The following is a 23248-nucleotide window of genomic DNA, read 5'->3' on the forward strand; positions in this document are numbered from 1 at the left end:
CCGTGTCGAAGGACACGGCGGGGCGGTATTTCGTGTCGCTGCTGTGCGACGACACAGTATCGCCGAAGCCCGAAGTCACCGGCAAGGTGGGCATCGACCTGGGCCTAACCCACTTTGCCATCCTCTCGACCGGCGAGAAGATCGCCGCGCCGAACACGTTTCGCAAAAATGAAGCCAAGCTCGCGAAGCTGCAGCGGCGGCTGGCGAAGAAGCAGAAAGGCTCACGCAACCGGGCCAAGACACGTTTGAAGGTTGCACGGCTGCATACACGCATCACAGACGCCCGCAAGGACTTCCTGCACACGCTTTCAACCCGGCTGGTCAACGAGAACCAAGTGATCGCCGTCGAGACGCTGGCCGTGAGCAACCTGCAGAAGAACCGCTGTCTGGCAAAGTCGATCAGCGATGCAAGCTGGTCGGAGTTCGTCCGGCAGTTGAAGTACAAGGCGCAATGGTGTGGGCGAATGCTGGTGGGTATCGACCGCGGGTATCCGTCGAGCAAACGCTGTTCTGAGTGTGGACACACCGTAGCGAAAATGCCGCTGTCTGTCCGAGAGTGGGTCTGCCCGGAATGCGGCAATCTCCACGACCGCGATGTGAATGCAGCGCGCAATGTGTTAACCGCCGGGCTGGCGGGGTTAGTCTGCACAGAGAACGTAAGTCCCGTGTTGCTGTAAAGCGGCATCGGCTGATCTCGTTGAAACAGAAAGTCCTGATCGTGAGGTTAGGAATCCCCCGCCTTCAGGCGGGGGAGGATGTCAATCTACGAATGTGCTATTGAGTTGGGGCCTGGATGGGTAGGCAACCACCGCCCGCGCAGAGGCCAATGCTAGGGCCCCTGCTGGGCAACCGCTTGCCTGAGCTGCTCAATCAGGGTCTTGATCTGCTGTGAATGCAATTTCAGCGAGGCCTTATTGACAATCAAACGCGAGCTGATATCGGCGATATGTTCCAGGGGCACCAGGCCATTGGCCTTAAGCGTGTTGCCGGTATCGACCAGATCGACAATCGCATCCGCCATGCCCACCAACGGCGCCAGTTCCATGGAACCATAAAGCTTGATCAACTCAACCTGCTTGCCCTGGGCGGCATAATAGCGGCGGGTGATATTGACGAATTTGGTGGCGATACGCAAACGGGTATTGCTGTCATTGGCGCCCGGTCGCCCTGCCACCATCAGGCGGCAGCGGGCAATGCGCAGATCCAGTGGCTCATACAGGCCCTCGCCGCCATGCTCCATGAGCACGTCTTTACCCGCCACGCCCACATCAGCTCCGCCATATTGCACATAGGTCGGCACATCGGTGGCACGAATCACCACCAGCTTGACCTCCGGCTGGTTGGTATCCAGGATCAGTTTGCGGCTTTTTTCCGGGTCATCTTGCGGCACAATGCCCGCGTGAGCCAGCAAGGGCAGGGTGTCTTGATAGATGCGCCCTTTGGAGAGCGCGATCACGAGCGTTGATGTTGACATATCAGACTTGCATATTATCCGGGGACACGGCGAATGGTCGCGCCCAGTTGGGAGAGTTTTTCTTCGATGCACTCATAGCCACGGTCGATATGATAAATCCGGTCCACCAGCGTTTCCCCTTGAGCGACCAATCCGGCCAGAATCAGACTGGCAGAGGCACGCAGGTCGGTAGCCATGACGGGAGCAGCGGTCAGGCGCTCAATGCCGCGCACAATGGCGGTATTGCCTTCGATGCGAATATCCGCCCCCATGCGCTGCAGTTCCAGGGCGTGCATAAAGCGATTTTCAAACACCGTTTCCGTGACCGCTGCCGTGCCCTCGGCAATGGTATTCAGGGCCATAAATTGCGCCTGCATATCGGTAGGAAAGCCCGGATAGGGCGCGGTGCGCAGATTGATCGCCTTGGGGCGCTGGCCGCGCATGTCCAGGCTGACCCAATCCGTGCCGGTATCGATCCAGGCTCCGGCATCTTCCAGCTTGACCAGCACCGCATCCAGCAGGGTGGGGTCGGTGTTTTTCAACCGCACCCGCCCGCCGGTGATGGCCCCGCCAACCAGGAATGTGCCGGTTTCGATACGATCGGGCAAGACTTCATAATCGCAGCCCGTGAGCTGCTCGACCCCCTCGATGGTGATTTTATCGGTACCCGCCCCCTGAATATGGGCACCCATCCGTTGCAGACAGCGCGCCAGATCCAACACCTCGGGTTCACGGGCAGCATTTTCAATCACCGTGATGCCATCGGCCAGGGTCGCCGCCATCATCAGGTTTTCCGTGCCCGTGACCGAGACGATATCCATGACAATATGCGCGCCATGCAGGCGTTTTGCGCGTGCATGGATATAGCCGTTTTCGGTGCGAATCTCGGCACCCATCGCCGCCAGGCCGTTAATGTGCAGGTTGACCGGACGAGAACCGATGGCACAGCCCCCCGGCAAGGACACCTCTGCCTGTCCAAAGCGCGCCAGCAAGGGCCCAAGCACCAGAATCGAGGCGCGCATGGTCTTGACCAGATCATAGGGTGCCACGCAGGCCCGCACCATGGAGGCATCGACCTCAATGCGCATTTTTTCATCGACCGTCAGGGCAACGCCCATGCTGCCCAGCAGTTCCATGGTGGTGGTGACATCCTGTAAGTGTGGCACATTGCCGATGGTCATCGGAGTACTGGCCAGCAGGGTGGCCGAGACAATCGGCAACACCGCGTTTTTGGCCCCCGAGATGCGCACATCCCCCATCAGCGGCTGACCGCCGCAGATCATCAATTTATCCATCGTGTTGTTGTCGGCTCATGCAGGGAATGGCGCTAAAGTGTACGGGTTTAAAAGGATTCACGAGGCGTTAATCCATCGGTAACAGGCCATCTAAGTCACTGACCTCGATAATGGCCCGCGTTTCCGGGGAAATGCCGGTATAGCGGATATCCTTGCCCGCTGCCCGGCGCAGGCGCAGCCACTCCACCATCAAGGCCACCCCGGCACTGTCAACGCGCGCCAGCTGACTGCAATCAATCTGACAGGGATCGGCGGCGGCTTCAAGCACCGGAGTGGAATGCACCAGCACCTCGCCGACGGTGGCAAAACTCAACTCGCCCAGGATGCAAAAGCCGCCGTTTGCATCGGCTTCCAGACGCGCCGGGGAGGGCTTAGGAGGGTTGCTCAATGATTTTCTCCACGAGGGACTCATCACCGCGTTCCAGGCGTGCAATCAAGGCCTCCAGGCCGTGACGGTCAATCTCGGCGCCGAAGTTGGTGCGAAAATTGGTGATAAAGCTCAGGCCCTCCACTTCCACATCAAAGACCTTCCACTGCCCCTGCACCGGGCGCAATTTGTAAGTCACCGGGATGTTCGGACGGCCCTGACCGACGATGATTTCTGTAGCCACCAGCGCCAGGCGATCCGTGGTCTGTGAGCGCTGCGCAATCACCCGCACCCGCTTGTCGGCATGCTCCGCCAGTTGCAGGGCATAGGCGCGTACCAGGGTATTGCGAAAAGCCACGGTAAAGCGGGTGCGCTGTTCGGGAGTAGCACTGCGCCAATGTTGTGCCAGAATCAGGCGCGATACCCCGTCAAAATCCAAAAGCGGAGTGAGCATCTCATTGACCAGATCGTATAAAAACGCCGGGTCAGTGCGAATGCGGGCCGCGTTTTCATCCAGCGCCGCAAATAATTGATCGGCGCTTTCTTCTACCAGGCGAAGCGGTGCATCATCGGCTTTGCTCGGCAGGCTGAAAATCAGGGTGAAAAACAACAAACTGATAAATAAGGCAAAACTTCGCAAGCCCATGAAAAATCTCCCGTGATGGATGCAAGCAAACGTGCTGTGCGGCATCATGCCTCAAGCAGCACAGAGGCATCCTGAATAAAATCAAGCGTGCTAATATAGCGCCTAAACCGCTAAAAACCAAACCGCCGTCCGCGCAAGGCCGGCACAGCACCGAAAACACCCAATGCATACCGTTGAACTTAAACTGCTTGACCCGCGCCTGGGAACAGAGATTCCCCATCCGGCCTATGCCACGCCCGGCTCTGCCGGACTGGATCTGCATGCCTGTCTGCAAGTCCCATTGACCCTGCATCCCGGCGAAACCACCTTGATTCCGACCGGCTTTGCCCTGCATCTGCACGATCCCAATCTGGCCGCATTGATCTTGCCGCGTTCCGGGCTGGGGCATAAGCATGGCATTGTTCTGGGCAATCTGGTGGGGCTGATTGATTCAGACTATCAGGGACAGATCATGGTTTCATGCTGGAATCGCGGACAAACCCCTTTCACCATTCCCGTGGGGGAGCGCATCGCGCAACTGGTTCTGGTGCCGGTAGTGCAGGCACAGTTTCAGTGTGTCGAAGCATTCAGCCAGGACAGTAGTCGCGGCAGCGGCGGTTTTGGCTCCACCGGTCGCGGCCCCCTGTCACCCGCATCAAGTTAAGGTGCTCGTCGGATGTCCGCCGCAGACAGCCGCCTGCTGACGGTGGGCGGACAGGTTCAGGGGGTGGGCTTTCGGCCCTTTGTGTATCGGCTGGCGCATCAGCATGGCCTGAGCGGCTGGGTACGCAATCAGGGCGGGCAGGTGCAGATATTGATACACGGCCTGCCCACCGCGCTGGATGCCTTTGAACACGCGCTGTGGCAACACCCGCCACCGCTTGCACAGCCCCAGCGTCTGGCATCCATGCCCGCAGATGCCAGGGCTGATCTGCAGGGCTTTAGGATTCTGCCCTCTGCGACGCATGAGCAGGCAGAGATTTACATCCCGCCGGATTATTTTTGCTGTGATGAGTGCATCGCTGAATTAAACGACCCCCAGGCCCGCCGTTATCGCTACCCCTTCATCAACTGCACCCAATGCGGCCCGCGCTATACCCTGATTCAGGCGCTACCTTATGACCGCCCGCACACCAGCATGGCGGCTTTTGCGCTCTGCCCGGCCTGCGAGGCGGAATACCACAACCCGCTGGACCGGCGTTTTCATGCCCAGCCGCTGGCCTGTCCACAGTGCGGGCCACAGTTGCACCTGCACTATCAGCACCAGCATAGCCACGATACGCAGACCGCCCTACGCGAGGCTATCACCCTATTGCAGGCCGGGCAGATTCTCGCGGTCAAGGGCGTCGGCGGCTATCACCTGCTGTGCGATGCCTGCAATGATCAGTCCGTAAGCCGCCTGCGCCAGCGCAAACAGCGTCCCCATAAACCCTTCGCGGTGCTGTTTGCGTGGCAGGGCGCTGATGGCCTGGACTCCGTGCGTACCCATCTGCACCTTGACCCGCACAGCGCCCAGATCCTCACCGATCCGCAGCGTCCGATAGTATTACTGCCCAAACACCCGCACAGCCGACTTTCTGCACAACTGGCACCGGGGCTTGACGAAATCGGCGCCCTGTTGCCCTATAGCCCCTTGCATCATCTGCTGGCGGCAGACTTTCAAGGGCCATTGCTGGCCACCTCCGCCAATCGCAGTGGTGCCCCGGTGCTCATCGACCCCGCGCAGGCCGAGCAGGAACTTGCCGACATCTGCGATGGCTTTTTGCATCATGATCGCCCGATTCTTCGCCCGGCGGATGACAGCGTAATCCGCGTCATTGCCGACAAACCCCGATACCTGCGCGCCGGACGTGGCCGGGCACCGCTGAGCCTGCGCTTGCCCAGTGCCGTGAGTGAGCCGATGGTTGCCCTGGGTGGGCACGATAAAAACACTGTGGCACTGGCCTTTGAGCAGCGCGTTGTGATTTCGCCCCATATCGGTGATTTGGGCAACCCGCAATCCCTGGCGCTGTTTGAACAGCTGATCCATGCGTTGTGTCGCCTGCATCAGCTACGCCCCCGCCACATCGTCGGCGATACCCATCCCGGCTACGCCAGCACCCAGGCCGCCGCCCGCCTGTGTAGTCACTATGGCGCGCAATGGCACCCGGTGTATCACCATCATGCCCATGCCGCCCAGCTTGCCGGAGAATATCCCCACGAAACGCGCTGGCTGGTGTTTACCTGGGATGGGGTGGGACTGGGCGAAGATCATACCCTGTGGGGCGGCGAGGCCCTGCTTGGACAGGCCGGAGCATGGCAACGTGTCGGAAGTGTCCGCCCTTTTCATCTGCCCGGCGGCGAACGCTGCGCCCGTCAGCCGTGGCGCACCGCCCTGGCACTATGCTGGGCCAGCGACCTGGCATGGACACCGGCCAAGATCCCACTTCAGACACAAACACTGTTGCAACAAGCCTGGCAACGCCGCATCAACAGCCCGCAAAGCAGCGCCGTGGGTCGGCTGTTTGATGCTGCCGCTGCCTGGCTGGGGTTACTGACCGAGGCCAGCTACGAAGCCCAGGCGCCCATGCTTTTAGAAACCCTCGCCCGACAGGCCAAGATCAGCGCACCATCCTCCATCCGCCTGCCGCTGTATGAAAGAGACGGCCTGTGCTGCATCGACTGGTCCCCGCTGCCCGCACTGATGCTTGATGGCACACCGCCCACCGCCCAGCGCGCCTTATGGCTACATCACCTGCTGGCCCAGGCACTGCTAGATCAAGCCTTACACCTACACTCACAGCACGGCGACTTTGCCATCGGCCTTAGCGGCGGCGTCTTTCAAAACCGCCTGCTCAGCGAACACGTCCTGCACTTGCTGCAACGCCACGGCCTGCGCGCCTATCTCCCCCAAACCCTCCCCTGCAACGACGCCGCCCTAAGCTATGGGCAAATCATCCACGCCAGCACCGGCTGTGCTTAGAACCTGTTCAAAGTCTTCTAAAAATAGCCGACAATAGCAAGATGAGACATACCTATCCCAGTGACCTCCGTCGAGAGCCGTTCGAGCAGATTCGTGCCTTACTGGAAAGTGGACGCAAGAAGACGGCCCCCCGGCGGGTGGATCTGTACGATGTATTCTGTGCGGTGCTGTATCGGCTAGGTACGGGTTGTCAGTGGCGAGCCTTGCCAAGCGAGTATCCGAAATGGCGCACAGTGCATCACTCTTTCACGATCTGGAGTGAGCCGCGCGAAGGCGGCAGCCTGCTGGAGCAGGCTTTAAAAAAATCAGGTGAGCGCAGCCCGCAAAAAACAGGGGCGCAATGCCAGTCCCACGCGGTTAATCGTGGACGCACAAAGCGTCAAGAACGCAGACACCGCAGAACACAAAGGTTATGATGCGGGCAAGAAGGTTTCAGGCATCAAACGCCCTGTGGCGGTGGATACACAAGGTCTACCCCATGCCGTGGCGGTGACGACAGCCGAGGTCACAGATCGCCAAGGCGCCGTGCAAGCCTTGGCGTGCTGCAAGACGGGGTTGGGTTGTGTGCCAAGCGTGCTGGCCGACGGTGGCTATACCGGCCGACCCTTTGCCGAGCACGTGCAAAAGACCCTGGGCGAGCACGTGACCGTACACATCGCCAAGCGCAGCGAATTGCATACCTTCAAGGTCATCCCCACGCGCTGGGTGGTAGAGCGCAGCTTCGCCTGGCTGGAAAAGCACCGGCGATTTTGGAAAAACGCTGAGCGCACGCTCAACACGAGCTTACCATTTATTCACCTGGCCTTCCTGGGCATCTTGCTTAAGAGACTTTGAACAAGTTCTAAGCAAGGGTTCTGCGTTGAGGGCCTGCAAGATATGCTGATGGCCGGTTCGGCGGAGGTATGCGCAAACAGCATCCATTGCGTGGCCTGCGGGCAGATGCGCGCCGTCACCAAAGCGGCGGCGGTGCTGATAAAGCCATCAATCAGCGTCGGCAGGCCCATCTGTGCGCTCGCGGCTGGCTTCACGCGCCCAGTAATGCGGCCACGGCCTGCGGACTGGATGGAAAATACCAATGCACATAACTCGCGGTCACTCGGCCTGTGCGGTATACCGCCTCGCGATGGGGCCGGCCGTTGGGGCATACGGTCTGGGCCCAGGGGGTAAGCGGCGTGTGCATGGTGGAATAATGAAAGCGATGCCCGCGCAGTGTGCCTTCTGGCAGGCTTAGCGCCTGTGGCCCCAGACCGGCCAGGCGCTTTTGCATCCGCGCCTCACCGGGCAAAATTCCGGCCAGCGGCGCCGTGTGTCCAGCCAGATCGGATAAATATTCCAGCAGATACAGCATCCCGCCGCATTCTGCCAGCACGGGCCGACCGGCCTGCACATGCCCGGTGAGATCAGCTTTGAGCTGTTGATTGGCGGCTAATGCCGATAAATGCAGTTCGGGATAGCCGCCGGGCAAATAAACGGCATCCACGGACGGCGGCAATCCTTCCCCGGCTACGGGTGAAAAAAAGTGCAAATGCGCACCCAGCTGTTCAAGGGTTTCCAGATTGGCCGGATAGATAAAGGCAAAGGCGGCATCACGCGCCACGGCGATATGCTGCCCGGCCAGCAGAGGCGGGGGCGGGCTGTCGGCGACCGGCGCAAAGGCCACTGGCGGTGGCAAGGCAGGCTGGGTCCACTGCAGTTGGGCCGCCGCGTGATCCAGGCGCGTTTCCAGGTCCGCCACTTCACTTGCTTGCACCAAGCCCAGATGACGGCTCGGCAGGGCAAAATCCGGCCTGTCTGGCAGATAGCCAAAGGCGGTCAAGCCCGGCGCCAGGCCTTCTTGCAGCAGCGCATAATGGCGCTCTCCGCTGACCTGATTGGCAAAGACCCCGGCCACCGGCAATCCGGGGCGATACGTTGCCAGACCGTGGGCAATCGCGGCAAAGGTCTGCGCCATCGCGGCCCCACGGATGCACAGCAGCACAGGAATCCCCAGCGTGCAGGCGATGTCGGCACTGGAGGGCTGGCCATCAAACAGCCCCATCACCCCTTCCAGCAGAATCAGATCTGCCTCGCCGGCCGCCTGATACAGACGCCGGCGGGCATCGGCCTCGCCAGTGATCCACAAATCAATGGAATGCACTGGCGCGCCGCTGGCCTGCTCGTGAATCATCGGATCAAGGAAATCTGGCCCGGCCTTGAACACGCGCACCCGCCGCCCCTGTTGGCGGTGATAACGGGCCAGTGCCGCCGTCACGGTGGTCTTGCCCTGCCCGGACGAGGGCGCCGCCAGCAGCAGCGCGGGACAATGACGCAGCAGACTCATGCGGTGCATCCGGGGGCGCGATACTGCGGACTGAGCGTGACCGTCTGGCCAATAATCACCAGACCGGGATGGGTGTGATCCATCGGTGGCTGGCGGCTGAGATGTGCGAGCGTGCTAAAGGTCAGTTGCTGATTCGCCAGACTGCCATTTTGCACAATAGCCACCGGCGTTTCCGCTGCCATTCCCGCACGCAGTAAACGCTGACACAGACTTTCCAGATGGAAAACCCCCATATAAAACACCAGCGTATAGCCCGACTGGGCCAAGGCTGGCCAATCAAAGGCGCTGGCTTCATCGGCACAATGTCCGGTTAAAAACAGACAGCCCTTCGCTACCTCACGATGGGTCAGCGGAATCCCGGTACTGGCCGCACAGCCGGTGGCTGCGGTAATCCCCGGCACAATATGAAATACAATCCCGGCGGCCTGCAAGGCCAGCATTTCCTCTCCGCCGCGTCCAAATACGAAAGGATCGCCGCCTTTCAGGCGTACTACCTTATGCCCGGCCTTGGCGTATTCGATCAATAACTGATTGATGGTTGCCTGTGTGCTGGAGTGATGCGCTCGCGCCTTGCCCACATAATAACGCCTGGCATCTTTACGCAAGAATTTAAGGATTTCAGGGCCAATCAGGCGATCATAAATCACCACATCGGCCTGCTGCATGACACGCAACGCTTTTAAGGTCAATAGCTCAGGATCACCAGGTCCGGTACCGACTAAATAAACCTCACCCTGCGTAGCATAAATATCTTTTGCAATACGCTGCTTTACCAACTCACACGCATCATCATAGCGTTGTGAAAACACTGTTTCTGCAATCACGCCATCCACAATTTTTTCATAAAAATGTCGTCGTTTATGTATATCAGGAAAGTGGGTTTTTATGCTTTCACGAAAGCGCTGCAACAGCTTTGCCAGATCACCATAATGCTGCGGAATCAGCGCATCCAGATAGGCACTGAGACGACGCATCAGCAGCGGTGACGCCCCACCACTGCACAGAGCAATCTGCACAACGCCGCGCCGCAAGGTGTTAGGCAAAAGCAGGGTGCTGAGATGACCAGGATTGGCAACATTGACCGGAATATTCAAGCGCTGGGCCACCTGGGCAATGCGCGTATTCAGCACCGCATCATCCGTTGCCGCAACAATCAGCTGATAATTCTGCATATCTTCTGCCGTATAGCAGCGTGGCTGATACTGTATCTGTGCAGGATAGGCCTGCATCAGCCGCTGCATGGGGGCACTGAGATCCGGGGCAATGAGCGCCAAGTGTGCGCCGGCCTCCAGCAGCTTTTTGGCTTTGCGTGTTGCCACGCGCCCGGCACCCACGACCAGACAGCGACAGGACGTGGTTGCCAGAAAAACCGGCAACCATCCGCTTACATCATGCGCCATACATCATTTTACAAACAAGGTATATCAAAGCGTAACCTCAAGCAGGATGTGATTTTGCAGAAAACACCAGTGCATCTTTTTGATCAATCGCATAAACGATTTCTCCCATTGGCGCACGCAATAACCAGGCGCTGTGAATGCGCCCCATATCTACACTGATCTGCATTGATTCATTCTCTATGGCTATCTGATTTTTATCGGGTTTAAAGTCACTGGCATTCACGCTTAAACATCCCGTCAATCCCTGATGAGGCAGCTTAATATCCACGCGCCCCCATGCCTGAAAAATCGCCAAAATCTCTGCCTGATCTGCCAGACTGATTGGCGTAGCATGTATATTGAGCGCCTCTTTAGCTGCATCACGAAAAATAAGATCCAAAGCCATGCCTATCGGCATCTCAATAGCCTCGGTAATCTCTTCAAGTTTAGCATCTGATTCTTTTTTTAGCGTCGCAAAAAAATGATTTTTCCAGCCATCCAATCCCATGCGCAATGAATGACCCGGCCTCTCATCATTGATGCTGCGCTCATCGGAGATATTATATTTGTGCGCATAGCCACGCGGGGTCAGCATCAAGCCATCTTGCATATAACTTTGGCTATTGCCGATCAACACCAGGCTTTGCATATTGATAGCGGCGCTTTGCAAATCAGCCAAAGTACAGGCGTCGATATTCTGCGTTGAACGATACGCCGCCTGTACAATCATCACCGGGGTTTCAGGCTGGCGATATTGCGCAATAATGCGCTGAGCTTCGTTGATCTGTTCGGTGCGGCGGCGGCTTTTAGGGTTATACAAGGCGATCACATAATCAGCCTGTGCGGCGGCCTGCAAACGCTTGGCAATCACCGCCCAGGGGGTCAGCAAATCGGATAAGGAGATGGCACAAAAATCATGTGCCAGCGGCGCCCCGACCAGTGCCGCACTGGCTGATAGGGCGCTGATGCCCGGAATCAGCTCAACCGCGATGGCGTCCCCCGGACGCCATCCGGCCTGCAAAAATATCTCATACGCCAAGGAAGCCAAGGCATAAATCCCGATATCCCCGGAAGATACCAAGGCCACGCGGCAGCCCTGCTGTGCGTAGGCATAGGCCGCTTTGCAACGCGCAATTTCCTCCGTCATGCCGCTGGCGATCACAGTTTGTCCAGTGAGCAGCGGCTTACAGAGCTCAATATAGGCGTGATAACCGATCACGATCTCGGCCTCACATAGCGCCTGCTGGGCCCGCACGCTCATATATTCCGGCGCGCCTGGCCCGAGACTGACAAGAAAAATCTTAGCCATTTGCGCAATTCATATCTTGGCATGCAATCGCGAGTGTGACATGCTTTGCATCCTTCCCACGATATTTATATTTTTCCAATATCAGATTTTCCATAGTAGTTTGTGCGCCAAGCAACGCCGCAGCCTCAGCAACCGCCGGGGTTGCCATATAACGCTGTACCGTGCTGGATGGATTGGGTACACTGACCTTGGCTAAGATCGGCGCATCGAATATATGAAGTGGGCATTGCAGGTCATGTGCTAATTGCAGAATTGCCGGCTCTTCTGACTTTTTTTCAATCGTGGCAAGCGCAACAATCTCATGTATTTCAATATTCACCTGCTGCAACACATGATGTAAGGCTTCTTTTACCGTTTGTACGCTGGTATTACGATCACAGCCAATGCCAATAACATACTTCATTTAATTTCCAAATCCAGGACGATAAACGACCAGACGTTCATGTAATTGCTGCCATATATCAGGAGGGATGGCGGCGTGCGTTACCCATAAAATACCCTGATATCGCTGTAAATTGACGGCGGTAAACTGGCTAAAGCGGGTGACATTTTCAGGCCAGGCATAAGGCCAGTCATACAAGCATTCATCCTCTTCGATCAAGGCAATCGGTTCTGCATTCACCAGCATTGCCGCGACGCGGGTTAGATTGATGTTTGGCGCCTCAACCTGCCAGCCTTGTTCACGTCCAAGAATATCCACACTAAAGGTCTGGCTGGCATCAGAAGCGGTGGTTAATATCGCCTGCGCATCGATTAAGGCTGCAATTTTTTCTGCATAGGCATTGGCATAGCCCACATGGCCGGAAAGCACCGGAATGACAAAACGCGTTTCCTGATCAATCACCAGCACGCCAGGATCTTGATATTTGCAGCGTAGATGGGGGGCCACTAAACGCACCACAGCGCCCAGCGCCAGAAAAAAAATCAGCTGATCAAAGGCTTTGAAAATCCGCTCTATATGTGTGTTAAGCGCATTTTCATACAGGCAAATATCCCTGCTTTCAGGTTTTTTTGCAGACAGCAGATAACCGAATTTTTGGGGACAAAAAAGCGTTCCATGTCCTATTTTTAAAGCCAGTCTTTCGCCAGACATGACGCCTTTTTTTGTGACCGTAATCAAGGCAACTTTTTTATCAGCCGTCATGTTTGTTTTTTATCATCAGCAAAGATAGATAATGCATTTCTTTTGCAGACAGTGTTCTGAGATCATGCGTCACACGCTCCATCGACGTTCCCATCCGCTCACCAAAATACACTTCCGGCATTTTTTCAAGCAGATTGAGCTGTTGAAAAATCTCACGCCAGTGAGGCTTTATTTTCAATAAAACAATGGTATTAAAATTTGCAAACAGGCTATCCCACTGCACCAAAGCGCGCACTGCGGGTAAAATCGCAATGGCATCATGCGCACACGCCAGCGGCTGATTGAGCTTCGCGGCGAGATCTTGATATGCACTGATACCGGGCAGGGTCACAATGACAGCAGCAGGGTTGATGCTTTGCAAGGTGCGCGCAAGATAAGTGAAGCTGGCATAGGTCGATGCATCACCTTCCACCAAAAAATGGACATCCTGTCCGCACAGCAAGCGATCATTGACATAGGATGCGGCCTCAAGCCAGGCTTGCGTCAAACAGGCTGAATCATGGGTCATCGGAAACAGCAAAGGCGTGGCATTGATCGGAATCTTTAGCCCGCTGCGCTGGAGAATTTCCAGGGCATAACTGGGTCGATTGATCTGACTCACTGGATACACCCACTGGGCATTCTTTTGTAATATCTCCCAGGCTTGGCGGGTAATCAGTGCAGGATCACCCGGCCCCAGAGAAACACCATATAATCTGCCGAGTTCTTGCATCATTGCAGCTGGGATTTAAGCAGTGAGGACGTCTGTACAGACATCATCCAAACGGGATTATCTGCGACAAAGCGATGCATATTTAAAATAGGTCGCGTCTGTGCGCTTTGTAATTGTGTAATTTTCCAAGGAACGTGCCATTTTTTTAAACACGCTATGGCGCTATGCAGATTTTCAAGCGTCACAAAATTCATGAGCAAAAAGCCGCCGTTTTTTAAACGATGCAGACTTAAACGCATCAGCTCCGTGAGCTGGCCATCCGAACCGCCGATAAACACAGCATCAGGGGCGGGCCAATGTTCCATGCCATGAGGGGCTTTATTCAATACCAAGGAATAATTATATACACCAAGCTTGATCGCATTCTGTAAGGCAATCTTATAGGTTTTTGGATTTTTTTCAATCGCATAAACATAGCCATCCGGGCAAAGTCTTGCGGCCTCTAAACCCAGCGCACCAAAGCCCGCGCCGATGTCCCAAACAATGCTATCGGAACATAACTGCATCTGTGCCAGCGTCACTGCTCGCACGTCGCGCTTGGTCAACAGGCTGTGTGGATTGTCTGCCGGTTGATAGTTTTCGTCGTCCAAACCAAAGCGCACCACCGATTTCACTGCAGACATACGCCATAATAAAACCAGATTAGGCGCAGAGAATGTTATTTTGGCAATGTCAGAAACGCTGCAATTATCCACAATACGTTCAGCAGTTCCGCCGAGTTTTTCAAAGATGACCATCTTGACACTATCCGCCAAACCTGCAGCAAGCAAAAGCCGGGCGATACGATCCGGACTATTTTCCGGACTGGTAAAAATCGCCATGTGTGCATGTGTATGACAGGCTTTAATAATGGGATAAAGATGATGTTCAGGGCCTGCCGTCGGCGTCCATTCCCCATCATCCCGATGATGCACGGAAATAAGCTTGATATTTTGCCAGGGACGGTGAATCCGCGCACAGGCAAGTTGCACTGCTGATAGATTAGGAATCACCGTCGCACGGTATTTGCTGTTTTTGCTTAAATAGCCCCCGATACCATAACACAACGGATCACCACTGGCCAGTACCACAAGCTGCTTTTGCTGGGATAATGCAGTATCTATCCAGAGCGGAACCTGCGCTAAAACCTCGTCCAGTTCATAACATTGTGCGCTGGCCTTGATGTGCTCATGCACTAAGGCCAAAAGATGGACCGCCCCAATCACAACATCTGCATTTTGCAGGCATCGTAATGCCTGTTGGCACAGACTGGAAGAACCGTCCCCCAAGACACCAATAATATGGTAAGTGGGCGCATTGACAGGCGTGCAGGTATCTAAAGCGGTGTTCATTTTAAGGTTTATGGTGTTGTGTTTTTCCAGAAGGTTCTGGCAAAAATATCAGGCTTTACTTTTTTGATCAAAATGACAGCAACTGCGCACAATAAGCCTTCAATGATCATCACGGGAAGATGTGCAATGATGGCAAACTTGGCGATCATGAAAAACGCCTCACCTGAGAGCATCAGCACCAGCGCAATGCTCAAAGCCGTCAAGAGAATCGCACCGCCGCCGGCAATGGCACCCCACACAGCCGCAATCCGTATATCTGGATGACGCACGCCGTGAATACACAGGTAATGTAAAAGTACCGCAGGCAAGGCAACGCTTAAAGTATTGATCCCTAATACCGTTATTCCACCGAACCCCAAAAACACCGCTTGTAGAAGCAGCGCAATGAATAATGCAGGAAAGGCTGCAAATCCGAGTATCAGACCCGCCAGGCCATTCATCAAAAGGTGAACACTGGATGGCCCTAAAGGCACATGAATCAATGAAGCAATGAAAAATACCGCTGAGATAACCCCGGCAGCCGGGATATTTTCCAAGGTCAAGCGATGCAGGCCGATAGCAATCCCGGCAATGGCGAGAAGACTGCCTGCAATCAGTACTTCATGTGTAACCACACCATCAACGATATGCATAAATCTGGATTTTTTCAGTGTTGATGATGGCTGTGATGATGATCATGATGATGCGTATGATCAGACGCCGCTTTGTGTGGGCAACCATCACAAGGCATGTGATGCTCTGGTGTATCAGCCTGTGTGACGCGCTGCGAAACCAGCATGAAAATCTCGTCTTCAAAACCAAAATAATCACCACAGCTAAACCGTATCTGCGGGTATTGTTGTTTTAAATGCTGTACTTGCCGCTGGATTCGTTCGATCAAAACGCCTGTAAATAAATAATACGGCAAAATAATCAGCTGCATCATTCCCAACCGTACCTGCTGCTGCACCACTGTTTCCAGGCGCGGATAGGTAATTCCGGTAAAGGCGATATCAATCATGTGCCGATGCTCTGTGCTTTCCTGTAGCCAGCGCGCTATTTTTGCCACATCGCCATTGGCCATAGGATCCGATGAACCACGACCGAGAAGGATAACTCCAGTGCGTGTGGGGTCAGGATGATCCAAATCACGCATGGCCTGCTGCAGGCGTCTTTTTAAAATCGAAAAAATGGCATCACAGGCGCCCAAAGGTGGCATATAAATAAATTCAGTCTGCGGATATTGCCTACGCGCCGCTGCAATATATTCAGGGATCTCGGCTTTGACGTGACCCGCCGCGTTTAAGATCAATGGCACGACAATGACACGTTCAGCCTGTTTGGCCGCTTTTTCCAGACCTTCATCGAGCAAAACCTCTGCAAGCTCGATAAAACAAACCTCAATATGCCATTCAGGCATCTGGCGTTGCCAGCGTTGGGCAAAGGCTGTGATTTCTTCATTACCCGGTGCATGACGTGATCCGTGACCCACTAATAAAATGGTTTCTTGCATAGCGTATTACACCTGAAGCAATAATGAAGTCTATGGATGGTACACCACGCGACCGTCAGCCTGAACACCACCAAGGCCCGCCACGTCGATACATGAGCTGTTAGAGGGAAAAGCAAAGGGGGATGGATAGCGAGAACATCGCACGCTAACGACAACAGCAAACGCATTGCTGCCGCGCTGACTCGGCTGGAGATTGTTTTTCAGGTTATCCGGCATGAACTACCACGCCGCACACACCCAAGGTCCAGTCGGCCCATTCCACACCCCGTGGCATGTACCTCTAAAACACTCAACAGGTCGGTCTTCTGGCTTACCCTGCAAACGGTTTGCGCTTGCCTTCCCAAGTGATAAAACCACTCAGTGGCATAGATGAACGCAATACCTCAGGCTTACAGCAGCGGGGGCTGCGCCGGAATGGTTTAAGCCTGTTGGCTCAAACGGCACCGGTCTTCCCGTTTCACCCTGACACGCGATCGCCTGTCAGGACTCCTGATGAACGTGCGCGCAAGAATAGGCGATCTTTCGCCATGAATCAAGGTATCTGCTTAATTTTCCGCTTGCTCAGTTCGAGCGCCGGCGTGGAACGTTCATCCATTTTGTGCGAAAAATTCGGCCTTGCATATTGAGGTGGGGTAGTACGTCGGTGCAAGCTGACCCTAACGCACCACGCACCCGGCGGGTGTTCCGCGCCAAGATCGTCTTTGCCGCTTCATCTGTTCGTCATGGGCATTTCATCATTTATTCATGCGGATGGTTGAGACTCTCGTATTTTGGCAGGAGATCACGTCTATGCAAGCACGTTTATTGACAACCACGGCGGTGACGCTTATCGGCGCAGCCGTTTTATTATCTGGCTGTAATTCTTCCTCATCTTCATCCAGTGCCACTGAGCCAAGCGATGGCGCGGATTCTGCGACCACGGTTTCTTTGTCGGTACTGGGCCAATATCGTAGCGGGGAATATGCCCGCAGTGCGGCCGAGATCGTAAGCTATGATCCGGCAAGCCGCCGGGCCTTTGTGATCAATGCCGCCACTCGGCAGGTGGATGTGCTGGATATGAATGATCCGGCCAATCCGGCGCGGCTGTTTTCCATTGATGTCTCCGATATCGGTGCTGATGCCAATAGTGTGGCGGTCAAAGATGGCATGGTTGCCGTCGCGGTCGAAGCCTATGAGCGAACGGATAACGGTTTTGTGGTGTTACTGGATACGGATGGCAACCGCTTGAACGTGCTTGAGGCTGGCGCTTTGCCGGATGCCCTGACCTTTTCGCCCAATGGACGCTATGTGCTGGTGGCCAATGAGGGCGAGCCCAACGGGGAGTATACGATTGATCCTGAAGGCTCGGTTTCCATTATTGACCTTAGTGGCGGTGCGCAACAGGCCACAGTGCGCACGGCTGATTTTCGTGCCTGGAATGGCCGCGAGGATGCGCTGCGCGCTGCCGGTGTGAGAATCTTTGGACCCAATGCCAGTGCCGCTCAGGATCTTGAGCCAGAGTGGGTGGAGGTGACACAGGATTCCCGCACGGCGTATGTTTCTTTGCAGGAAAACAATGCCATCGCGGTGATTGATATTGAGCAGGCCACGGTGACGAATATCTTTGCGCTGGGATTTAAAGACTGGTCAGAAAATGGCGCGTGGTCAGGGCGTGGTTTTGATGCCAGTGATCGTGATGGCGGCATCTATATCCGCCATTGGCCTGTGCGGGGGATTTATCAGCCTGATACCATTCGTCTGTATGAAACCGCTGGCCAGACCTATATCGTGACCGCCAATGAAGGCGATGCCAGGGATTATCCCGGCTGGACGGAGGAGTTCCGGGTAGGCCAGTTGCAGCTTGATCCGCAGGCCTTTCCAGATGCGGCGGTATTGCAGCAAAACGATCAATTAGGCCGCTTGCGGGTGACGTCTACCATGGGGGTGAGCAATGGCTGCAATCCTTCAGACAAAGCAACCCATGTGGTGACGGAGTGTGTCTATGATGCCCTCTATGCCTTTGGGGCGCGCTCCATGTCCATCTTTCGTGTGACTGACAATGGATTGGTCAAGGTCTATGATACAGGCTCGCAGATGGAGGAGATCACCGCACAACGCTATCCGCATGATTTTAATGCTAATAACAGCGAAAACAACAGCTTTGATAGCCGCTCTGATGATAAAGGCCCCGAGCCAGAAGGCATTGCGCTGGGTGAGGTTGATGGGCGCATGTATGCCTTTGTAGGTCTTGAGCGCATTGGTGGGGTAATGGTGTATGACATTACCGAACCGGAGCAGACGGTTTTTGTGCAATACATCAATAATCGTGACTTTAGCCTGCCCAACACCCCCGAGGCACTGACCACCACGGATCTAGGCGCTGAAGGTCTGCATTTCATCCCGACGGTGCACAGTCCCGACCGTGAAGGACGGCCTTTGCTGCTGGTGGGCAATGAAGTCAGCGGGACCACCACCGTTTTTGTGATCGATCGCGTCGCGGTTGAGGATTGATCGTCTCTCATGTGAAAACCGGAGCTTTATGCAAAGCATCACAGGCATTGTGCTGGCGGGTGGATTGAGTCAGCGCATGGGCGGGGAAGATAAGGGCTTGCGGCTATTGGCGGGGCAGCCTTTGATTTGTTACGCCCTGGCGCAGTTGGCACCGCAGGTTGATGAGGTGGTAATCAGCGCCAATCGCCATCTGGCGGCTTATCAGGCCTTGGGTTATGCGGTGGTTTGTGATGATCCGCGCTTTGCCCGGCAGGGGCCGTTGAGCGGGGTGCTGGCAGTGATGCAGACCCGACCTTCGCCGTGGTTTGCGCTCAGTGCCTGTGATACGCCGATGCTTGCCGGGGATTATGTGCAACGGTTGCAGCAGCAGGCTATGGCACACGGAGTGCCGTTGGCCTGTGCGCATGATGGGCAGTCGCTGCAACCGTTGGTGGCTGTGCTGCATCGGGAACTTTTGCCGGATTTGGCTCACTATCTAGCCAGTGGCGGGCGCAAGGTGGGTCAGTGGTATGCCCGCCACCCTTATCGGTGTGTCGATTTTGCCGATACTACTGAGCATTTTGTCAACCTGAACACCCCGTTGGAATTTGCGCGCTTTGCACGACAAAATATGCTATAATATTATTTCCATATAACAATAAATATTGTTGCAGGAGAGTGATCGTGGATAAACATAGCTTTGCTGTGGATCATCATTACACCGTAACCCTACGCGAGGCCGGTGATAAATTGCGGCCTGCCAATCTGTATGTGCATCAACTGGCAGACGCGTATATGATCGCACGTCGTACCGACGGCACCCGTTCGGGTGTGCTGTTCAAGATCAACTATGAGGACATTCAGCGGGTAGTCAAGGATATGGAGGTGGGCAGTGAAAAGCGCTTTCAACTGCCACAGGCTTTGCTCAATCCCAAGGTCTGGGCTGAGCGCGATGTCTTTAATGCCTACGCCTCTGGCCCTGGCTTGGGTAAATAATCACCGCAACTCATCACCATTTCCCATCCTGCGATGTTAAGCCGTCCTGGCCTGAGTGTGTCGCTGACGCAGGGCTTCGTATAAGCAAACCCCCGTCGCCACGGAGACATTCAGGCTTTCTACCTGGCCGAGCATCGGGATATGCACCAGCACATCACAGGCCTCCTGGGTCAGGCGCCGGGCGCCTTGGCCCTCCGCCCCCATCACCAGCGCCAGTGGCCCATCCAGTGGGGTGGCATACAGGCTCGCCGGGGCTTCTCCGGCGGTGCCGACAATCCATACGCCAGCCTCTTTCAACGCTTTAAGGGTGCGTGCCAGATTGGTGACCTGCACCAGCGGGACGATCTCTGCCGCCCCACAGGCCACTTTGCGCACCACCGGAGTGAGTCCCACGGCCCGATTGCGCGGAATGATGACCGCCATCACACCTGCGGCCTCGGCGGTGCGCAGACAGGCGCCCAGGTTATGTGGATCGGTCAGGCCATCCAATACCAGCAGCAAGGGCGCGGATTGATGACTCACGGCGTCCAGCAAATCCCCTTCTGACCACGCCAAGGCGTGATCACGCTCCGGGGCGCGACACTGCGCCATCACCCCTTGATGTACGCCGCCGGGACAGCGTTTGTCCAGCGTTTTTCTATTGACCCATTGAATCTGCACCCCCGCAGTTTTGGCGGCCTCAATCAACGCCTTGACCCGTTGATCCTGGCGTTGCTGGTCGGCCAGCAGGGTTTTGATGCGTAAAGGCTCATGCTGCAACAGCGCCAAGACCGCATGCCAACCAAACACATCATGCGAGGCGCTCATGGCGTATCTTTAGCGGCGGGTTTGCGCCGTCTGGAACGACCTGAGCGCGAGCGCCGCCCCGGAGAGGCCGTGTCAGCAGCTTTGGTTTTCTTTTCGGCAGGCAGCTCGGTTTGGGTCTGAGTCTGGGCCTGTGTTTTGGCCTTATGGCGCTTTCTTCTGGACTTTTTCGGTGCGCTGCCTGGCGTGGCCGCTGGGAGCTGCGCAGCTGGCTTTTTGCCAGAGGCGCTGCTTGGACCTTCTTCCAGGGCAAAATCAATCTTGCGTTCATCCAGATTAACCCGCGCCACCCGCACCCGCAGACGGTCCCCCATGCAGTAAACCCGCCCGCTGCGTTCACCGCGCAGACGGTGCCCGGCAGGATCAAAGACATAGTAGTCATTGTGCAGGCTGGTGACATGCACCAGACCTTCGACATAGATCTCTTGCAGCTCGACAAACAGTCCAAAAGAGGTCACGGTGGTGATCAGGCCATCAAAACATTCGCCGATCTTGTCCTGCATGTATTCGCATTTGAGCCAGCCGATGGCATCCCAGGTGGCTTCATCGGCGCGCCGTTCGGCCATGGAGCTGTGTTCACCCAGACTCACCATGTCGTTCAGGCTGTAGTGAAATTCGCGTGGCTTGCCGCCATTGAGCACATGACGAATCCCGCGATGCACGAGCAGATCAGGATAGCGGCGAATCGGTGAGGTGAAATGGGCGTATTTTTCATGCGCCAGGCCAAAATGGCCGATATTGTCCGGGCTGTAGACGGCTTGCGACAGCGAGCGCAGCAGCAGCGTCTGGATCAGTGAGCGATCCGGGCGCTCAGCAATGCTATGCAGCAGCTGGGCGTAATCTTTGGGGCTTGGCACCTCGCCGCCGGGCAGACTTAGCCCCTGTTCGCCGAGAAAACGGCGCAGATCCTGAGCCTTTTCCTCGGTGGGGCCTTTATGGACACGATACAGGGTGGGCATGCGGTAACGGCGCAAAAAACGCGCCGCGCAGACATTGGCGATAATCATGCATTCTTCGATGATCTTGTGAGCGTCATTGCGCTCATAAGGCACGATGCGCTCAATTTTGCGGTTTTCGCCAAAGACAATGCGGGTTTCGGTGGATTCAAAATCAATTGCCCCGCGCTTTTCTCGCGCCGCCCGCAGCACCTGATATAAGCCATACAGCGCCTGCAAATGCGGCAAAAGGGCCTCCAGACGCTGGCAGGTTTTAGGCTCCTGATCCATCAGGGCCTCAGCGACCTCGGTATAGGTCAAACGGGCATGAGAGCGGATCACCGCCTCATGAAACTGATAGGATTTCACATTGCCGCGTGAGGTGATGTGCATCTCGCACACCAAGGCCAGCCGGTCCACCTTGGGCTTGAGCGAGCACAGGCCATTAGACAGCGCCTCGGGCAACATCGGCACCACCCGTTCAGGGAAATATACCGAGGTGGCGCGGTGCTGGGCCTCTTTATCCAGGGCATCCAGAGGCTGCACATAATGCGAGACATCGGCAATCGCCACCCACAGCCGAAAGCCGGAACGCGGCAGGGCTTCGCAATAGACGGCATCATCAAAGTCCTTGGCATCTTCACCGTCAATGGTCACCAGAGGCATTTGCCGCAAATCCAGGCGTCCCTGCTTGGCACGGGGATTGACCCGTGTGCCCATGGCATTGGCCGCCTCCACGACAGCATCCGGCCACTCAAAGGGAATGCCGTGGGCGCGAATGGCAATGTCGATTTCCATGCCCGGCCCCATGTGTTCGCCGATGATCTCCACAATCTGGCCAATCGGGCGGGTGCGTTTGGAGGGCTGCTCACGGATCACCACCATCACGATCTGCCCCGGTTTGGCGCCATTAAAGTGTTCCGGGGGAATCAGAATATCCTGGGTGATGCGCTTGTGATCCGGCATCACAAAGCCGATGCCGCCCTCCATGAACAAACGGCCCACCACTTGCTGGGTATTGCGCTCCAAGACCTCAATCACCGCCCCTTCGCGCCGGCCGCGATGATCAATGCCAATCACCCGCGCCAGGGCACGATCACCGTGAAACAAGGCGCGCATCTGTTTGGGCGATAAAAACAAATCTGCCCCCCCGGCATCAGGCACCAAAAAGCCAAAGCCATCAGGATGACCGATCACCCGGCCCCGCACCAAATCCGCCTGATTGACCGGGAGCCACGCGCCTTTGCGATTGCAGACCAATTGTCCGTCGCGTTCCATCGCCCGCAAGCGGCGGCTCAAGGCTTCCAGGGCCTGCTCATCGTTGAGCTCCAGCATCTGCGCCAAGGGCGTAAACTGCATCGGGCCATCGGCCTGCGCGATCACCTCCAGGATGAACTCACGGCTGGGGATGGGGTTTTCGTATTTTTGCGCCTCACGCTGAAAATGTGGGTCATGCAAGGTTTTTTTGTTTTTCTTGGTCATATCACTGAACACTTGAGTGGATTCGCCCACGGGCGCGAGATGCCTCGATGCTTAGGCCGAGGGCGTTGAATTTGGAGTCGGTTTCGGCGGATCGTGTGCCGTGTGTGGCGCGCTCCAAGGATGTGCATGCCGTTGCGTTGCTTGTACTGCCCATGATTGCGCTTTATTCTACG

The 23248-nt window shown here is 55.9% G+C and carries 22 protein-coding genes, 1 pseudogene and 1 riboswitch; of the genes and pseudogenes, 7 read left to right on the forward strand and 16 right to left on the reverse strand.

All coding sequences use genetic code 11. The annotated features are described in order from the left end of the window. The coding region (locus tag THISIDRAFT_RS00435) for an RNA-guided endonuclease TnpB family protein (RefSeq protein WP_221913923.1) at nt 1–677 on the forward strand (677 nt) is incomplete at its 5' end. Nucleotides 678–829: 152 nt separating this feature from the next. Here the strand turns inward: THISIDRAFT_RS00435 and hisG are convergent. The 4 genes from hisG to THISIDRAFT_RS00455 form a co-directional block, all read right to left on the reverse strand. Beyond that, nucleotides 830–1474: an ATP phosphoribosyltransferase gene (gene hisG / locus THISIDRAFT_RS00440; RefSeq protein ID WP_006787209.1), complete on the reverse strand. Its 645-nt coding sequence runs from the start codon at nt 1472–1474 to the stop codon at nt 830–832. Nucleotides 1475–1488: 14 nt separating this feature from the next. After that, nucleotides 1489–2748, reverse strand: a complete 1260-nt coding sequence (murA, locus tag THISIDRAFT_RS00445) for a UDP-N-acetylglucosamine 1-carboxyvinyltransferase (RefSeq protein WP_040852052.1) — start codon at nt 2746–2748, stop codon at nt 1489–1491. Nucleotides 2749–2815: 67 nt separating this feature from the next. Continuing rightward, on the reverse strand, nt 2816–3136 hold the full coding sequence (locus tag THISIDRAFT_RS00450) for an STAS domain-containing protein (RefSeq protein WP_050984871.1): 321 nt from the start codon (nt 3134–3136) through the stop codon (nt 2816–2818). Next, nucleotides 3120–3761, reverse strand: a complete 642-nt coding sequence (locus THISIDRAFT_RS00455) for an MlaC/ttg2D family ABC transporter substrate-binding protein (protein ID WP_006787212.1) — start codon at nt 3759–3761, stop codon at nt 3120–3122. Before THISIDRAFT_RS00455 ends, THISIDRAFT_RS00450 begins: the two co-directional genes overlap by 17 nt. A gap of 163 nt (nt 3762–3924) precedes the next feature. Between THISIDRAFT_RS00455 and dut the strand changes: the two genes are divergently transcribed. The 3 genes from dut (at nt 3925) to THISIDRAFT_RS00470 (ending at nt 7536) form a co-directional block, all read left to right on the forward strand. Beyond that, nucleotides 3925–4404, forward strand: coding sequence for a dUTP diphosphatase (gene dut, locus THISIDRAFT_RS00460; RefSeq protein WP_006787213.1), 480 nt, complete (start codon nt 3925–3927; stop codon nt 4402–4404). 12 nt (nt 4405–4416) lie between these two features. Next, nucleotides 4417–6702 (forward strand): carbamoyltransferase HypF, encoded by a 2286-nt coding sequence (hypF, locus tag THISIDRAFT_RS00465; protein WP_006787214.1) that lies wholly within the window; start codon nt 4417–4419, stop codon nt 6700–6702. Between the two features lie 41 nt (nt 6703–6743). Further along, a protein-coding gene (locus tag THISIDRAFT_RS00470; protein ID WP_169312427.1) for an IS5 family transposase occupies nt 6744–7536 on the forward strand; the annotation gives its coding sequence in 2 pieces (ribosomal slippage) (nt 6744–7003 and nt 7002–7536; 795 coding nt in all). A 9-nt stretch (nt 7537–7545) separates the two neighbouring features. Here THISIDRAFT_RS00470 and THISIDRAFT_RS14550 read toward each other — a convergent pair. The 10 genes and pseudogenes from THISIDRAFT_RS14550 to THISIDRAFT_RS00515 all read right to left on the reverse strand — a co-directional run. Next, nucleotides 7546–7718 (reverse strand): annotated as a pseudogene (locus tag THISIDRAFT_RS14550) (nicotinate-nucleotide--dimethylbenzimidazole phosphoribosyltransferase); the annotation flags it as partial. A gap of 8 nt (nt 7719–7726) precedes the next feature. Then, nucleotides 7727–9022, reverse strand: a complete 1296-nt coding sequence (locus THISIDRAFT_RS00475) for a cobyrinic acid a,c-diamide synthase CobB (RefSeq protein ID WP_006787218.1) — start codon at nt 9020–9022, stop codon at nt 7727–7729. Further along, the gene (gene cysG / locus THISIDRAFT_RS00480; protein WP_006787219.1) at nt 9019–10422 is read right to left on the reverse strand and encodes a siroheme synthase CysG; all 1404 of its coding nucleotides are present in this window, start codon (nt 10420–10422) and stop codon (nt 9019–9021) included. The genes THISIDRAFT_RS00475 and cysG overlap by 4 nt, the downstream gene beginning before the upstream one ends. A gap of 37 nt (nt 10423–10459) precedes the next feature. After that, complete coding sequence (gene cobJ, locus THISIDRAFT_RS00485) at nt 10460–11710, reverse strand: precorrin-3B C(17)-methyltransferase (RefSeq protein ID WP_006787220.1); 1251 nt, start codon at nt 11708–11710, stop codon at nt 10460–10462. Beyond that, entirely contained in the window at nt 11703–12113 is a 411-nt protein-coding gene (locus THISIDRAFT_RS00490; RefSeq protein WP_006787221.1) for a cobalamin biosynthesis protein, read from the reverse strand. The genes cobJ and THISIDRAFT_RS00490 overlap by 8 nt, the downstream gene beginning before the upstream one ends. Then, nucleotides 12114–12854, reverse strand: coding sequence for a cobalamin biosynthesis central domain-containing protein (locus tag THISIDRAFT_RS00495; protein ID WP_006787222.1), 741 nt, complete (start codon nt 12852–12854; stop codon nt 12114–12116). It abuts the gene before it with no gap. Further along, nucleotides 12844–13569 carry a precorrin-2 C(20)-methyltransferase gene (gene cobI, locus THISIDRAFT_RS00500; RefSeq protein ID WP_040852055.1) on the reverse strand — a complete coding sequence of 242 codons (726 nt, stop codon included), beginning with the start codon at nt 13567–13569 and terminating at the stop codon, nt 12844–12846. Before cobI ends, THISIDRAFT_RS00495 begins: the two co-directional genes overlap by 11 nt. Continuing rightward, entirely contained in the window at nt 13566–14897 is a 1332-nt protein-coding gene (locus THISIDRAFT_RS00505) for a bifunctional cobalt-precorrin-7 (C(5))-methyltransferase/cobalt-precorrin-6B (C(15))-methyltransferase (protein WP_006787224.1), read from the reverse strand. Before THISIDRAFT_RS00505 ends, cobI begins: the two co-directional genes overlap by 4 nt. An 8-nt stretch (nt 14898–14905) precedes the next feature. After that, a complete protein-coding gene (cbiM, locus tag THISIDRAFT_RS00510; protein ID WP_006787225.1) occupies nt 14906–15529 on the reverse strand; it encodes a cobalt transporter CbiM in 624 nt (207 codons plus the stop codon). A 14-nt stretch (nt 15530–15543) separates the two neighbouring features. After that, a complete protein-coding gene (locus THISIDRAFT_RS00515) occupies nt 15544–16389 on the reverse strand; it encodes a sirohydrochlorin chelatase (RefSeq protein ID WP_006787226.1) in 846 nt (281 codons plus the stop codon). 278 nt (nt 16390–16667) lie between these two features. Beyond that, nucleotides 16668–16897, reverse strand: a riboswitch (cobalamin riboswitch). Between the two features lie 281 nt (nt 16898–17178). Between THISIDRAFT_RS00515 and THISIDRAFT_RS00520 the strand changes: the two genes are divergently transcribed. Genes THISIDRAFT_RS00520 through THISIDRAFT_RS00530 form a run of 3 tightly spaced genes read left to right on the forward strand, consistent with a single transcriptional unit; the run spans nt 17179 to nt 19854 of the window. Further along, on the forward strand, nt 17179–18879 hold the full coding sequence (locus THISIDRAFT_RS00520; RefSeq protein ID WP_006787227.1) for a choice-of-anchor I family protein: 1701 nt from the start codon (nt 17179–17181) through the stop codon (nt 18877–18879). A 28-nt stretch (nt 18880–18907) separates the two neighbouring features. Then, nucleotides 18908–19498: a molybdenum cofactor guanylyltransferase MobA gene (gene mobA / locus THISIDRAFT_RS00525; RefSeq protein WP_006787228.1), complete on the forward strand. Its 591-nt coding sequence runs from the start codon at nt 18908–18910 to the stop codon at nt 19496–19498. A 44-nt stretch (nt 19499–19542) separates the two neighbouring features. After that, entirely contained in the window at nt 19543–19854 is a 312-nt protein-coding gene (locus THISIDRAFT_RS00530) for a hypothetical protein (RefSeq protein ID WP_006787229.1), read from the forward strand. Nucleotides 19855–19890: 36 nt separating this feature from the next. Here THISIDRAFT_RS00530 and rlmB read toward each other — a convergent pair whose 3' ends face one another. Then, a complete protein-coding gene (rlmB, locus tag THISIDRAFT_RS00535; protein WP_006787230.1) occupies nt 19891–20661 on the reverse strand; it encodes a 23S rRNA (guanosine(2251)-2'-O)-methyltransferase RlmB in 771 nt (256 codons plus the stop codon). Continuing rightward, on the reverse strand, nt 20658–23075 hold the full coding sequence (gene rnr, locus THISIDRAFT_RS00540; protein WP_040852068.1) for a ribonuclease R: 2418 nt from the start codon (nt 23073–23075) through the stop codon (nt 20658–20660). The genes rlmB and rnr overlap by 4 nt, the downstream gene beginning before the upstream one ends. Nucleotides 23076–23248 lie beyond the last annotated feature (173 nt).

The sequence above is a fragment of the Thiorhodospira sibirica ATCC 700588 genome, from assembly GCF_000227725.2.
Lineage (GTDB): Bacteria > Pseudomonadota > Gammaproteobacteria > Ectothiorhodospirales > Ectothiorhodospiraceae > Thiorhodospira > Thiorhodospira sibirica.